We start from the raw sequence: 14161 nt of genomic DNA, 5'->3' as shown, positions 1-14161 counted from the left end.
AAAGTGCTGAATCGATCAGCCGTGATCGATTCAGCCTATTGATGCTACCGAAGTGAGGCTCAGGCCGCCTGCGATTTCCGCGGCTTCCGCAAAGGCTGCGAGCAACTCGACCTTGCGATTTTCAAAACGCTCAACAGATGCGAGCTTCACGTGTCCGTAACCGCGGATCTCGTCCGGCAGTGCCGCGAGTTCGGTCGCGGCGCGCAGATTGTCCGCCGAAAGCCGCGTGATCAGGTCTTCGACCAGCGCGACATAGTCGGCGGTCAGGCGCCGCTCCATCTTGCGCTCGGCGGTGCGGCCAAACGGATCGAAGCGCGTGCCGCGCAGGCCCTTGAGACGGGCGAGCACCGCGAAGGCTGGCTCGATCCAGCGGCCAATGGCGATCTTGGCCGGATGGCCGGTGCGCGGATCGGTGCGGGTCAGCATGGGCGGCGCCAGATTGTACTGCAGCTTGAAGTCGCCTTCGAACTGCTCGGCGAGCTTTTGCCGGAACGCCGGATCTCGATGCAGCCGCGCCACTTCATATTCATCCTTGTAGGCCATCAGCTTGAAGGCGGCCTTGGCGACCGCATGGGCGAAGGCTTCCTGCCCTGGCACAGCAATCGCCGTCTCGGCACGCCGCGCTTTATCGACCAGCGCACGATAGCGCCCGGCATAAGCGGCGTTCTGATAGCCGGTGAGGAAATCAACGCGGCGCGCGACGATCTCGTCGAGAGTCTTTGCCTCGCCGGCGGGCAACGACAGGACGCCCGCCTGCCGGCTGACGAAGTCCATATCCTCGGCCGAGCGCCGGCCCCACGCAAAGGCGGCACGGTTCATGGCGACGCCAGCGCCATTGAGGTCGATGGCCTTTTCGATCGCCTCGCGGCTGATCGGCACAAACCCCTTTTGCCAGGCGTGGCCCAGCAGGAACATGTTGGCGGCAATGGCGTCGCCGAAGACCGCGGTCGCGAGCTTCATGGCGGGCAAAGTCGTGAGCGCGTCCTCGCCACCGGCATTGCGCAACCGCCGCAAAGTGGCACTTTCGCGGAAGTCGATGGTGGTGTCTTTCACAAAGGATGCAGTCGGGGCGACATGGTCGTCGACCACGGCCTTGGTCCGACCCTTGCCGAAGGTGGCGATGGCGTTCTGCGATGCTGCGACCACAAGATCGAAGCCGAGCACCAGATCGGCCTCGCCGGGCCCGATGCGCGCCGCGTTCAGCATTTCGGGTTGCCGGGCAAGCCTTATATGCGAGACCACCGCACCGTTTTTCTGCGCGAGGCCGGTCTGGTCGAGTGTCACCAGCGACAGCCCGTCGAGATGGGCGGCTTGTGAGAGGATCGCGCTGACCGTTATGACGCCTGTGCCGCCGATGCCAGTGAGCAGCACGCTATAGGGCTCGTTGCCCAGGGCAGGGCGATTGGGCTCGGCAAGGCTGGCATCTACGCCACCGGCGGCCTTGGCGCGCGGCTTGCGCAGGCGTCCGCCTTCAATGGTGACGAAGCTGGGGCAAAAACCCTTGGTGCAGGAAAGGTCGGTGTTGCAGCTCGACTGGTTGATGGCGCGCTTGCGACCGAACTCGGTCTCGCGCGGTTCGATGGAAATGCAGTTCGACACCGCAGAGCAGTCGCCACAGCCTTCGCAGACCAGTTCGTTGATGAAGGCGCGCTTGGGCGAGACGGGGTAGGTGCCGCGCTTGCGGCGGCGGCGCTTTTCGGCGGCGCAGACCTGATCGTAGACCAGCACCGTGACGCCCTCGACCTCGCGCAACTCGCGCTGCACCTGATCAAGCTCGTCGCGATGGCGTACATTGACCGAGCGCGGCAGCTCGCCAGCCAGCAGCTGTGGCCGTTCGGAAACGACGACGACCTGCTTGGCACCTTCAGCCAGGACCTGGCCGACGATCGAGGCCACCGAGAGCTCGCCGTCATGGCGCTGGCCGCCCGTCATGGCGACGGCGTCATTGTAAAGGATCTTGTAGGTAGCGTTGACCTTGGCGGCGATGCCTGCGCGGATGGCGAGCAGGCCGGAATGGAAATAGGTGCCGTCGCCCATATTGACGAAGATGTGCTTCTCGTCGGTGAAGGGCGACAACCCGATCCACGAGCCGCCTTCGCCGCCCATCTGGGTGAAAGTCGAGGTGTCGCGCTCCATGCCGATCACCATCATGTGGCAACCAATGCCGGTCGAGGCGCGGCTGCCCTTGGGCACGACTGTCGAAGTGGAGTGCGGGCAGCCCGAGCAGAAATAGGGCTCGCGGTTGAGTAGGCCGGGCTCAACAGGGGAGGGGAGCCCGACGGTTGACAGCTGTACAGCGCGCGCGGCAAGGCCAGCATCTTTCGGGCCAAGCCATTGCAGGATGGCGCGGGCCACCGACAGCGCGCCGATTTCGCCGATCGACGGCAGAAGAGGGGATCCGTCCGGGCCCGTCTTGCCAAACACCTGCGGCCGGCGGTCGCCGGCCAGGTTGAACAGCTGCGACTTGATCTGCTCTTCGATGACGGGGCGCTTTTCCTCGACAACGAGGACCTGTTCCAGCCCGTCAGCGAATTCGCGCAAGCCTTCCGGTTCCAGCGGCCAGACCATGCCGACCTTGTACAGGCGGAGGCCGAGTTCGGCGGCGCGGGCTTCATCGATGCCAAGTAGCGACAGCGCGCCCTTGAGGTCGAGCCAGGATTTGCCCGTCGAGACAATGCCGAGCCTTGCCTTGGAGGAGGGCCAGACCTGCCGGTCGAGGCGATTCGCACGGGCGAAGGCCAGCACTGCCGCAAGCTTGGTCTCGAGCCTGCGCTCCATCGCCTGCTGCCCGTCGGGCCATCGCATCGACAGGCCATCAGCCGGCAGGGGCAGGTCGGGCGTGACGATCTCAAGGCGCGTCGGATTGAGGTCGACGCTCGCCGAGCATTCGACGATTTCGGTTTGGCACTTGAAACCGACCCAGGCGCCGGAATAGCGGCTCATCGCCCAGCCGAGCAGCCCGTAGTCGATATATTCACCGACGCCCGCCGGCGACAGCAGCGGCACCATGGCCGAAATCAGATTGTGCTCGCTCTGGTGCGGCAAGGTCGAGGACACCGCGCCGTGGTCGTCGCCGACGAGCAGCAGCACGCCGCCATGCTTGCTGGTGCCGACAGCGTTGGCGTGACGGATGACGTCCATGGTGCGGTCGACGCCGGGGCCCTTGCCGTACCACATCGAAAAGACGCCATCGTAACGCGCGCCAGGAAACATGCCTGTCTGCTGCGTGCCCCACACAGCAGTCGCCGCCATGTCCTCATTGAGGCCGGGCTGGAAAACGACGTGGCTGGCCTTGAGATATTTCTTGGCGCTGCCCATTTCGCGATCGAAGCCGGCTAAGGGTGAGCCGCGATAGCCCGAGACATAGCCCGCCGTGTTAAGGCCAGCCGCGAGGTCGCGCTGGCGCTGGACCATCGGCAGGCGCACCAGCGCCTGCGTGCCGGATACAAGGATACGTCCGCGCTCGAGCGTGTAGCGCTCGTCGAGCGCTGAGGGCATGTCGACCTTTTGGGCGCCATCATCGGGGGACTTCACTGCAGTCATGGTGGATTCTCAGACGTTGAGCGGGGCAGGCGGCATGTCGAAGATGCGGCCCGGATTGAGGATGTTACGCGGGTCAAGCGCTGCCTTGAGACGGCGCATCGCAGCGAGTTCGGCGGGCGTCCGCGCCAGATGCAGATAGGCCTTCTTGTCGAGACCGATGCCGTGCTCGGCCGAGATCGAGCCACCCGTTTGCGCGACGCTGTCGAACACCGCCTTGGCGACCTCATTGGGCCTGTCGGTGCGCACGACATAATGCAGGTTGCCGTCGCCGAGGTGGCCGAAGACATAGTCCCGCGCCACTGGGTCGGCGCGCGTCTGGCCTGCCTTGGCCAGATCGAGGAACTCGCCCATGCGCGGCAGCGGCAGGCTGACATCGAGACTGAGCATCGCGCCTTCGGCAAACAGGAAGCGGTTGCAGTCGTCGCGCAGGGTCCACAGCGCCTGGAACTCGCGCTCCGACTGCGACAGCACGACATCCTCGACCAGCCCGTCCTCGATCGCTTGCGAAAGGGCCTCGGTGAAGGCTTCCTCGTCCGCGCCCGGCGCCATGCCCTGGATGTCGGTCAGCACATAGACAGGCGATGAAAGCGCAACCGGAGCGGTCAGCCCGAGGGACGAGACCATGTCGCCCATCAAAGGCGCCAGGATGACTTCGAAGCCGGAAAGCAGATTGCCAAGACGGCCACGCAGGAATTTGAGCAGGCCAAAGGCCGCATCGAGCGAGGGCACCGAACAGAAGGCGGCCGACTGGGTGACGGGCTTGGGATGTAGCTTGAGGCAGGCGCGAGTGACCACACCGAGCGTGCCTTCGCTGCCGATGAAAAGCTGGCTCAGATCGTAGCCGGAATTGTCCTTGGCAAGCCCTTTGAGTGAGGACAGCACCGTACCGTCGGCGAGCACGGCTTCCAGTCCCAGCACCTGGGCGCGGAAATTGCCGTAGCGCAGCACGCGAATGCCACCCGCATTGGTGGCGATGTTGCCGCCGATGGTGGCGGTGCCACGCGCGCCGATGTCGACGCCAAAGACCAGCCCCGCCGCATCGGCTTTTTCCTGCACGATCTGCAAAGGAACACCGGCCTCGGCGATGATGGTACCGGCGGTCGGCTCGACGTCTTGCAGGGCTGTCATGCGTTCGAGCGAAAGCACCGCCTCGCCCGCCAATACCCTCGCCCCGCCGGAAAGTCCGGTGCGGCCGCCCTGGACGACCAGAGGCAGCCGCGCAGCGTTGCAGGCGTTGAGGATCTCAGCGACTTCGTGGGCGTCGCGCGGGCGCAGCACAAGTTCGGGCCGGGCGCCCGGCTCGCCGGAAAGGTCGTCGCTGTAGCGCGGGTCGATGGCGTCGCCCACAAGGATCGCTGCCTTGTCGAGCCGCGTTTGAAGGGTGGAAAGAACCTGATCGGTCGGTCGCGCCATGATGCCTGGATGGCCCGGAGGAAGCCATTTCCGGGCGCTGTCTCGGGTCAGCTTATTTCGCTTGCAATATTTGTCAAACCTATATTGTTTATTCGCATGTCGAGACGGGTGACGGCCTTGCAGGTCGCACCGACGGAGGTCGAATGCCGATCGAATATCAAGACGTGGTGCGCACAGGCGTTGCCCGGCAGGTCGCTGACAAGATCCGCGCGGCCATTCTCGACGGCCGGCTCCAGATCGACGAACGCCTGCCGACCGAAGAGGATCTGGCGAAGAGCTTTGGCATCTCAAGGCCAACCGTTCGCGAGGCACTGAAGCGGCTCGCAGCCCAGAACCTCATCCGTTCGCAGCGCGGGCCGACCGGCGGCACCTTTGTCAGCCGCCCAGATCCGGAGGGCCTATCGTCGGCGATAACAGGGGCTGCAACGCTGCTGGTCGGCGTCGGCGCCTTCGACATCGACGAGATCATCAGCGCGAGGCTGGAGACAGAGGCGATCTGCTCCCGGCTCGCCTGCGAACGCCGCAGCGACGCCGATCTGGCAGCGATGCGCACCGAGATCGCGCTGCAGCGCTCCAAGTCGCTCAGCGACGAGGATTTTTGCGCCTCCGACGTTCGCTTCCACCGCGCCGTGGTCAAGGCCGCCGGCAATGGTCCGCTCAGCCTGATGATGTACACGGTGGTCGAGGCCTTCATGCCGATCACCAACATGATCGTGTCGCATGTGCGCGAGCGCAGCACCGTGGCCGACTTCCACGAACGGCTCGTGTCGGCACTGGAAGCGCGCGATGCCAAAGCCGCAACCTCTGTGCTTTCCGAGCTCCTGACCTATGTTCGCCAAAGCTATGCGATCAGCCTGGCGCGGCGCGCCGAACGCGAAGCCATATCAGGCTGACGCACGAGATTTACCCCTATGATTTCCTGGAGACTATCATGAGCGAGACTTTCACAGCTTTGATGCTGGAAGATGTCGACGGCAAGCCGCGCGCCGGCTTCCGCGAGATCACCAAGGCCGACCTGCCCGACCATGACGTGCTGGTCGAGGTCGCTTATTCGAGCCTCAACTACAAGGACGGCCTCGCCGTATCGGGCAAGGGCCGCATCGCGCGCCGCCTGCCGATGGTCGCCGGCATCGATATCGCTGGAACCGTGGTCGAGTCGCGCTCGCCGGCATGGAAGGTCGGCGACCGCGTCGTCGCCAATGGCTGGGGCATGTCGGAAACCGAATGGGGCGGCTACACGCGTTTCCAGCGGCTGAAGYCGGAATGGCTGATCCGCCTGCCCGACGCGTTTTCGATGGAACAGGCGATGGCGATCGGCACGGCCGGCTACACGGCTGCCCTTTGCGTCGACGCGCTTGAGAATTGGGGCACCATCCAGCCCGGCACGGGCGAAGTGCTGGTGACTGGTGCTGCCGGCGGCGTCGGCTCCACCGCCGTCAGCCTGCTTTCCTCCAAGGGCTACACCGTCGTTGCCTCCACCGGCCGCGCCGAGACGCATGATTACCTGCGTTCGCTGGGCGCCACCTCCTTCCTCGAACGCGCTGAGCTCGCCGGCGAGGTCAAGCCGCTGCAGAAGGAGCGCTGGAGCGGGGCTGTGGATTCTGTCGGCTCGTCGACGCTTGCCAATGCGCTGGCCCAGACCATCTATGGTGGTGCTGTCGCTGCCTGCGGGCTTGCCGGCGGCCATAACCTGCCTGGTACCGTCATGCCGCACATCCTGCGCAGCGTAGCGCTGATCGGCGTCGATTCCGTTTACGCACCGCTGCCCAAGCGCCAGAAGGCGTGGCTGACGCTGGCCGATCATCTCGACCGGACAAAGCTTTCGGCGATGACCGAAGTTCACAAGATGGCCGAACTGCCCGAGCTCGCCAACCGCATCCTGGCGGGCGCCGTGCGCGGCCGCGTCGTCATCGAAATCGCGTGAAGGGAACGGGAGAGACCATGACCAGCGAAGTCGTAATCTGGGAAAAGGACGCCGAGGACGCGTTCGTCACCTTGACCCTCAACCGTCCCGACAAGATGAACGCCATGAACCAGGAGCTCGGTGACGCGCTTGAGGCGGCGATCGACCGTGCGATCAAGGATCCTGAAATCCGCGCGGTGATTATCACCGGCGCAGGCCGGGCGTTCACGGCGGGCTTTGATCTCGGCGGCGAAGATTTCGAGATGGACACCGAGGCCTGGCGCGAGGACATCGGCGCCAATATGCGCCGCATGAAGTTCATCCGTGAAGCGCCGATCCCGATCATCGCCGCCGTCAATGGCTATGCGCTGGCCGGCGGGCTGGAGCTGATGATGTGCTGCGACATGACGATCGCCGCCGAGGACGCGATGCTGGGCGAGCCGGAAGTGCGCCACGTCTCAGCGCCGCCGACGCTGATGCTGCCCTGGACGGTGCCGATGATCCATGCCCGCCACCTGATGTACACCGGCGACCTGGTCGACGGCCGCGAGGCCGCGCGCATCCACCTCGTCAACAAGGCGGTGCCGCGCGACCAGTTGAAGGCCGAGTCAGAAAAGCTGGCGCGCAAATGCGCCCGCATGCCCGGCGCTTCGATCAAGTTCGCCAAGGCAGCGCTCAACCACCAGCAGCAGACCGCAGGCCTGGAAAGCTCGTGGACCTATAACCGCGAAACCACCGCGATCCTGCATGGCTCGGAAGAGGGGCGTAGTTGGATGCGGCTGCTCAAGGAGCATTCGCTGAAGGAATTCCTCGACATCCGCGAAAAGCCGTTCCGCGATCTCGATTGAATTGGATCATGCGTCAGGCGCCCCTGGGCGCCTGACCTCCACCTGCCTGCAGCGCCTCGAACAGTTCCGCGTTGTTGCGCAGAAAACGTGACTGCACGATCTGCCCCTTGTCCGACAGTTCGCCCTTGCTGCGCTCTGCTGGTGTTGTCGCCAGATCAAAGCGAGCAATCATTGTCGAACCGCCGGKATTGGCCGCGTTCCAGCCGGCGATGCGCGCGCTAAGTTCATCAACGCGATCCTTGCCCGCCGCCGAGGCAAGAATCAGCGCCACCAGCCGCTCGCGGTTCTCGCCTGAAATCACGATGTCGTCGGCCAGCGGCGCGCATTGCGCCAACAACCCAGCGCGCAGCGGGCCGGTGCGCACCTTGACCCCGCTCGACAGCTTGAAGTCCTCGGCAAGACGGCCATCGAAGCCGAAAACCGGAATGCCGTCCGAGCGCGAAAGCAGCACAGCAGCGTCGCCGGTGCGGTAAAAGCCAAACTCATCTTTGGGCAGTTCGACCCTGCCGCCCTCGATGAGGTAGCAAGGTGCTATGTTGGGGCCTGAAACACGCAATTCGCTGCGGCCGTCGATATCGACCAGCGCGAGCTGGTGCCCAGGTAGGGGATGGCCAAGTTCACCCGGCCGCTCCAGCGGCGCCGGCGACAGCGTGATAGTCGAGGCGGCCTCGGTCGCGCCATAGCCTGACAGGATCTGGAAATCGCCATGCCTGTCGCGGAAATGGGCGAGCCGGCGCCACAGCTCGGCATCGATACCTGCACCGGCAAAAAAGATCGCCCGTAGTTTGCCGGTGAAGGCGCGCGCGGCTGGCTCATCATTCTCCAACCGGTCAAGCAGCAATTTCAGACCAAGCGGCACGGCGATATGCATGGTCGGAGAAACCTCCTCCATGATCCGCACGCTCGCAGCCATTGTAGATGGGCTGGGCGCGGCATCGACATGCATAGCGCCACCGTTCCAGATCACCTTGAATATATTGTCGAGGCCACCGAAAACATGATGCCACGGCAGCCAGTCGACCAGCACCGGCGGGGTTTCGGCGACGAACGGCCACATCGCGGCGATAGCGCCCTGGTTGGACGAAATCATGCCGCGCGTTATCGGCACGCCCTTGGGTGCGCCGGTGCTGCCCGAGGTGAAGAAGATTGACGCCCAGTCATCGGGCGAGGTTTGTTCGTCGGCATCGAACGCCGTTTCGCCCGCGTTTTCGCGCACAAGATCGGCAAGCGAAACCGCATTCATGCCTTCGATGGCCGGGTGGCCCGCCGGTGCGACAATCAGAGTGGGTTTGACGGCGACAAGAAACGGCTTCGTCGCGGGGCTTTCGACACCGTCGCGGAAAGGGAAGGGGGGCAGCGCGGCATGAACGAAACCGCCCGAGAGACAGGCCAACTTGAGCACCAGCGCATCGATGCCCGCAGGCGCCAGCGTTGCCACGCAATCGCCCTTGCGCAGGCCATGGAGGCTGGCAAGCACCTGTCGCATGGCGCGGGAACGGGAAAGGGCGGCACCATAGCTGATAGAGGGCCTGGCGCCATCGGCAGGCTCGGACAACAGGGTCCTGTCGGGCTGCTCGGCCGCCCATGTGGCGAGCCGCGCAAAAATGTCCGGCAGATCGCCGGGCAGGGGGGTCGAACTGCGATAAAGGCGGCGCCCGTCCGGGAGCTGCTCTTCAATCAGCTCCTGGCCTGGGGCCACCAGGAAACTCATCGGGCTTCCTGCCTCTCGGCTACATCGGCCTGCCGTGCCGACAACGCCTTTTCATAGACGCTCGACTGATAGGCGATGAGTTCTTCGAATGCGGCGGTAGCGGCGGCCGCGTTGCGGGCGCGCAAGGCTTCCAGGATATCGGCGTGTAGCGATACGACGCGGCCGCGCTCGCGGAAGCGGAACGAGATCATGTTGGTTGCCGGGATCAGCGAGTCGTTGACCACCAGCATGATGAAGCGCAGCTCGTTGTTGCCGGTTGCCTGGGCGATGGCATGGTGGAAGGCGACATCGAGCCGGCAAAATTCCTCGTCGGAAATGTCGTCGCGCTCGAAAGCATCCAGTGTTGCCTCGATCGATTCGAGGTCTGCGCTGGTGGCGCGTTCGGCGGCAAGCTGAACGCAGGTGCGGCCAAGCAAAAGCCGGGCTTCGACAATTTCGTTCAAGCCAAAGACCCCGAGGCCGACGAACCAGGTCGTCATCTCCTGTAGCATCTGGCTGGCTGCGGTGAGCGAGGGCGCATTGACGAAGACGCCGCCATTGGGGCCGCGCTTGGAACGCACCAGCTTCTTCGCCGCCAGGATCTTGAGTGCCTCGCGCACCGTTGGCTGCGAGACGCCGAAACGCTGCGCGATCTCGGCTTCTGACGGCAGCCGCGCCTCGACGCTGAGCGTGCCCTGCACGATCTCTTGCTGGAGCGCCGTCGCGATCTGATGTGCCAGGCTCTTGGTCGCCTGGACTGCCTGCTTGGCGTCCTCCATGCGCGTATTCTCTCCCTCGTTGGCCGCTTCTTATTATTTCAATATTACAATATCTAAATTGTTGACCGTCTGGTCAGAAAATGCAAGCCTTCGATCCAACAGGGCTGCGCTTTCGACCCGCGACGCAAGCCACAATAAGAACTTCAGTGGGAACATGGGAGATAATTTCCGATGAAGCTGACTAGGCGTGAATTCGCCGTCGGTACGACGGCTATCTTTGCCTCAATGACCCTGCCGCGACTTGCATCGGCGCAATCGTCGCTGGTCGTCCCGACCTATGGCGGGCTGTGGGCGAAGTTCTGGGAAGAGAACCTGCTGCCGGGCCTTACCACTGCCACCGGCATCCAGCCGCAGCTCGACGTCGGGCTTGGCAAGGACTTTGTCGCCAAGATCCGCGCCGGCGGCGACCGTTCGCCCTACAGCATCTTCATGGGCAACGAGAATATTGCCGCCGTGCTGCGCGCTGAAGGCTTCTTCGAGCCCTTCGACCTCGCCAAGGTGCCTAACGCCCAAAAGACCTTCCCGCAGTTCATCAACAAGGACGCCAAGGGCATCCGCGCCATCGTTTCGCCGATCGGTCTCGCCTATCGTACCGACCTGGTGAAGACCGCACCCACCTCCTGGCACGATCTGTGGGAAAACCCGGAATTCAAGGGCAAGACCGGTCTCTACCAGATCGGCAACACCGGCGCGGTTCTGTTCCTGCGCCTTGTCGCCGAGCTGTTTGGCAGCGGGCCGGACGATTTCGATACCGCTTTTGCCAAGATCAAGGAACTGCTGCCCTTCACGCAGGCATCGTGGAGCGGTGAGGTGGCAACAGCACTGATCCGCGGCGATGCGATCATCGCCCCGGTCGACTGGACCGAGATCATGACGCTGCAGGACAAGGGCGCACCGGTTGCGATCATCGCGCCCAAGGAAGGCGTGCTCGCTTTCGAGCAGTCGTTCAACCTGGTTGGCACCGGCGCCGAAAAGGACGCCGCGCACGCCTATCTGAACTACATCCTCGACGCCAAGGTGCAGCAGGACATGGCCAAGGCTTTCTACACCTCGCCCAGCAACAGCTCATCCGTCGTCGACGCGGCGATGTCGGCGCGCACGCCGATCGTCGGCCCGCGCATGGCCGAGATCAAGAGCTACGACTGGGACAGCTACGTCGACAAGGCGGCCGAGATCGCCGACCGCTGGAACCGGGAAATGACCTGAGGCCCCGGCCTTAGCAACCAGCCTGCAAACGCGTGACCGGGAGGCGCCCCCGCCTCCCGGCAGGGAAACTGCGCGAGGACATCGGATGACCGCACTCACCATCGACCGTATCAACAAGCGGTATGGCAATCTGCACATCCTCAAGGACATTTCGATCCCGATCGGCCAGGGCGAGTTCGTCTCGCTTTTGGGGCCAAGCGGCTGCGGCAAGACAACGACCTTGCGCTGCATCGCCGGCTTCGAGCGGCCCGACAGCGGCCGCATCCTGTTTGGCGAGCGCGACGTCACGCACGCTCTGCCCGAGCAGCGCGACATCGGCATGGTGTTCCAGTCCTACGCGCTGTTTCCGCACATGACGGTGGCTGAAAACCTGAGTTTTGGCCTCGAAGTGCGCAAGGTCTCGATGCATGATCGCCAGCGGCGCATCGCCGACGTGCTGGCCATGGTGCGCCTTGAAGGCTACGACAAGCGCTATCCGCGCGAGCTCTCSGGCGGSCAGCAGCAGCGCGTGGCGCTGGCGCGYGCGCTSRTCAYCGAGCCGYSCGTGCTSCTGCTCGACGAGCCGCTGGCCAATCTCGACGCCACCTTGCGCGACGAGATGCGCTTCTTCATCCGCGACCTGCAGCAGCGCGTCGGCATCACCAGCATCTATGTCACCCACGACCAGGCCGAGGCGATGGTCATGTCGGACAAGATAGTGGTGATGAACGCCGGCACGATCTCGCAATTCGGCTCGCCGCGCGAGATCTACGAACGCCCGGCCTCGCAATCGGTAGCCGGCTTCATCGGCCGCTCCAATACGATCGGCGGCAAGGTCGCCGAAGCATTGGGCGGCGACAGCTACAAGGTCGAGACCGCCAGTGGCAGCATCGGCACGACTGGCCCGGCGGGCCTGGCCAAGGGAGCGTCCGTGCAGGTCATGATCCGGCCGGAGAATATCCGTACCCGCAAGCAAGGGGCTGGCCACCAGCAAGGGGCCGGGKCAGGGGATGCGGGCAGGGACGAAAACGTGCTTGCCGGCGCTGTGGTCAACTCGGTCTACCAGGGCAGTGCCAACCAGCTCGCCGTCAAGCTCGCCAGCGGCGACCGCGTCATCGTCGACGTCAATGGCCGCAATCCGCTCGAGGTCGGCGAACAGGTCGCGCTGGGCTTTGCCGCGCGCGACACATGGCTTTTGGCGTCATGAGTGTGGTCGAAGCAGCGCCGCGCCTTGAAAGCCGCAGCAGTCGCGGCAGCGCCACCTGGATGATCGTGCCGGCACTTGTGCTGCTGATCGGCTTTTTTGCCCTGCCATACCTGACCATCATCACCATGAGCCTGCGCGAGGCTTCGACCCGCGCGGTCTATGGTGAAGGCTTCACGCTGGCGCACTACACGACAGCACTTGCCGACTTCTACATCTGGGGCATTCTCGGCCGGACCCTGCTGATCGGCGCAACCGTCACCGTGCTATCGCTGCTGCTCGGCTACCCGGTCGCCTATCACCTTGCCATGTCACGCTCACGCTGGACAAGCCTGCTCTACATCTTCGTTCTGTCGCCGCTGCTTGTCGGGCTGGTGGTGCGCACCTTTGCCTGGATGATCATCCTGTCCAACAACGGCGTTGCCAACCAGGCGCTCAAGGCCGTCGGCCTGATCAGCTTCCCGCTCCAGCTGATGAACAATTCGCTCGGCGTGACGATCGCGCTGACGCATGTCTTCTTGCCCTTCATCATCCTGCCGCTGCTCGGCAATCTGCAGGCGATAAGCCCCGATCTCGCCATGGCGTCGCGCTCGCTCGGCGCCTCGCGCATGCGCACATTCTTGAAAGTGACCTTGCCGCTCAGCATGCCTGGCATCCAGGCCGGCACCATTTTGGTGTTTGTGCTTTCGATCAGCGCCTATGTCACACCCGCCATGCTCGGCGGCACCGGCGGACGCACCATGTCGGTGCTGGTGGTGCAATATCTGGTCGACAATTTCCGCTGGCCGGCAGGTGCCGCACTCGCCATCATCATGGCGGCGGTGGCAGTCATCTTCGTCGGGCTCTATCTCAGGCTTACGGCGCGCGCGATGCGGAGGCTGCCATGACACGCGTATCGAGTGGCGTCGAAAAGACGATCTGGGACCGGCTGTTCACGGCCCTGGTCGCTTCGATCTACATCTTCTTGATGTTCCCGATCGTGCTGGTGGTCTTGCTGTCGTTCAATTCGGGCGAGTTCCTGGCTTTTCCGCTCGAGGGCTTTTCAATGCGCTGGTTCGAGGCGCTGTTTTCAAACAAGCGTTTCCTCGACGCCACGCTCTATTCGATCCAGATCGCCGCGGTGTCGACAATCGTCAATGGCGTGATCGGCACGCTTGCGGCRATCTACGTCGCCCGTCATGCGACCGTCGCACGCGATTATTTCYGCCTGATCATGACCGCTCCGCTGCTGGTTCCGGAGATCCTGACCGCGATTGCGCTGCTGTTTTATTTCTACGAAATCCGGGTCGGCACCGACTATTCCATCGGTATCCAGATCGGCCACATCGTCGTCACCTTCCCCTATGTCTTCCTCAATGTGTCCTCCGCGCTGTTCAACTTCGACCGCTCGCAGGAAGAAGCGGCGCGCAGCCTGGGCGCCGGCGGCTGGATGACGTTCCGCCGTGTGACGCTGCCGGCGATCAAGCCGGGCATCATCACTGGCTGCTTGTTCGCCTTCGTCATCTCCTTCGACATCTTCAACATCTCGCTGCTGCTCAAGTCGATCGGCCAGAACACGCTGCCGCTGGAACTGTTCGACTATCTGCGCTTCAATTT

11 protein-coding genes are annotated in these 14161 nt (G+C 63.8%); 7 read left to right on the top strand and 4 right to left on the bottom strand.

Annotated elements, in window-relative coordinates:
- Positions 1–30: 30 nt before the first annotated feature.
- Both AC1DWF_RS10270 and AC1DWF_RS10265 read right to left on the bottom strand, forming a co-directional pair.
- Positions 31–3543 carry an indolepyruvate ferredoxin oxidoreductase family protein gene (locus AC1DWF_RS10270; RefSeq protein ID WP_476785834.1) on the bottom strand — a complete coding sequence of 1171 codons (3513 nt, stop codon included), beginning with the start codon at positions 3541–3543 and terminating at the stop codon, positions 31–33.
- Positions 3544–3552: 9 nt separating this feature from the next.
- Entirely contained in the window at positions 3553–4956 is a 1404-nt protein-coding gene (locus tag AC1DWF_RS10265; RefSeq protein WP_476788843.1) for an FAD-binding oxidoreductase, read from the bottom strand.
- Positions 4957–5099: 143 nt separating this feature from the next.
- On the opposite strand from AC1DWF_RS10265, the gene AC1DWF_RS10260 reads away from it, so the two are divergent.
- The 3 genes from AC1DWF_RS10260 to AC1DWF_RS10250 are packed head-to-tail and all read left to right on the top strand — an operon-like array spanning position 5100 to position 7707.
- Entirely contained in the window at positions 5100–5849 is a 750-nt protein-coding gene (locus AC1DWF_RS10260) for a FadR/GntR family transcriptional regulator (RefSeq protein ID WP_476788844.1), read from the top strand.
- A gap of 38 nt (positions 5850–5887) precedes the next feature.
- On the top strand, positions 5888–6880 hold the full coding sequence (locus AC1DWF_RS10255) for an MDR family oxidoreductase (RefSeq protein WP_476841654.1): 993 nt from the start codon (positions 5888–5890) through the stop codon (positions 6878–6880).
- Between the two features lie 17 nt (positions 6881–6897).
- Positions 6898–7707 carry an enoyl-CoA hydratase/isomerase family protein gene (locus AC1DWF_RS10250; protein ID WP_476788846.1) on the top strand — a complete coding sequence of 270 codons (810 nt, stop codon included), beginning with the start codon at positions 6898–6900 and terminating at the stop codon, positions 7705–7707.
- A 13-nt stretch (positions 7708–7720) separates the two neighbouring features.
- Here the strand turns inward: AC1DWF_RS10250 and AC1DWF_RS10245 are convergent, their stop codons facing one another.
- Together AC1DWF_RS10245 and AC1DWF_RS10240 are read right to left on the bottom strand one after the other, a co-directional pair.
- Complete coding sequence (locus AC1DWF_RS10245; protein ID WP_476841653.1) at positions 7721–9418, bottom strand: AMP-binding protein; 1698 nt, start codon at positions 9416–9418, stop codon at positions 7721–7723.
- Entirely contained in the window at positions 9415–10176 is a 762-nt protein-coding gene (locus AC1DWF_RS10240) for a FadR/GntR family transcriptional regulator (RefSeq protein WP_476785482.1), read from the bottom strand. Before AC1DWF_RS10240 ends, AC1DWF_RS10245 begins: the two co-directional genes overlap by 4 nt.
- 171 nt (positions 10177–10347) lie before the next feature.
- Between AC1DWF_RS10240 and AC1DWF_RS10235 the strand changes: the two genes are divergently transcribed.
- From AC1DWF_RS10235 to AC1DWF_RS10220, 4 genes are all read left to right on the top strand, one after another.
- Entirely contained in the window at positions 10348–11382 is a 1035-nt protein-coding gene (locus AC1DWF_RS10235) for an ABC transporter substrate-binding protein (RefSeq protein WP_476785481.1), read from the top strand.
- An 85-nt stretch (positions 11383–11467) separates the two neighbouring features.
- Positions 11468–12568, top strand: coding sequence for an ABC transporter ATP-binding protein (locus AC1DWF_RS10230; protein ID WP_476841652.1), 1101 nt, complete (start codon positions 11468–11470; stop codon positions 12566–12568).
- Positions 12565–13452 carry an ABC transporter permease gene (locus AC1DWF_RS10225; protein WP_476788847.1) on the top strand — a complete coding sequence of 296 codons (888 nt, stop codon included), beginning with the start codon at positions 12565–12567 and terminating at the stop codon, positions 13450–13452. The genes AC1DWF_RS10230 and AC1DWF_RS10225 overlap by 4 nt, the downstream gene beginning before the upstream one ends.
- On the top strand, positions 13449–14161 hold a 713-nt coding region (locus AC1DWF_RS10220; protein WP_476841651.1), incomplete at its 3' end, for an ABC transporter permease. The genes AC1DWF_RS10225 and AC1DWF_RS10220, both read left to right, overlap by 4 nt.

This window comes from Aminobacter sp. P4_D5 (assembly GCF_056401815.1).
Note: the sequence above shows the minus strand (reverse complement) of the source record. Positions and strands in the feature narration are given on the sequence as shown.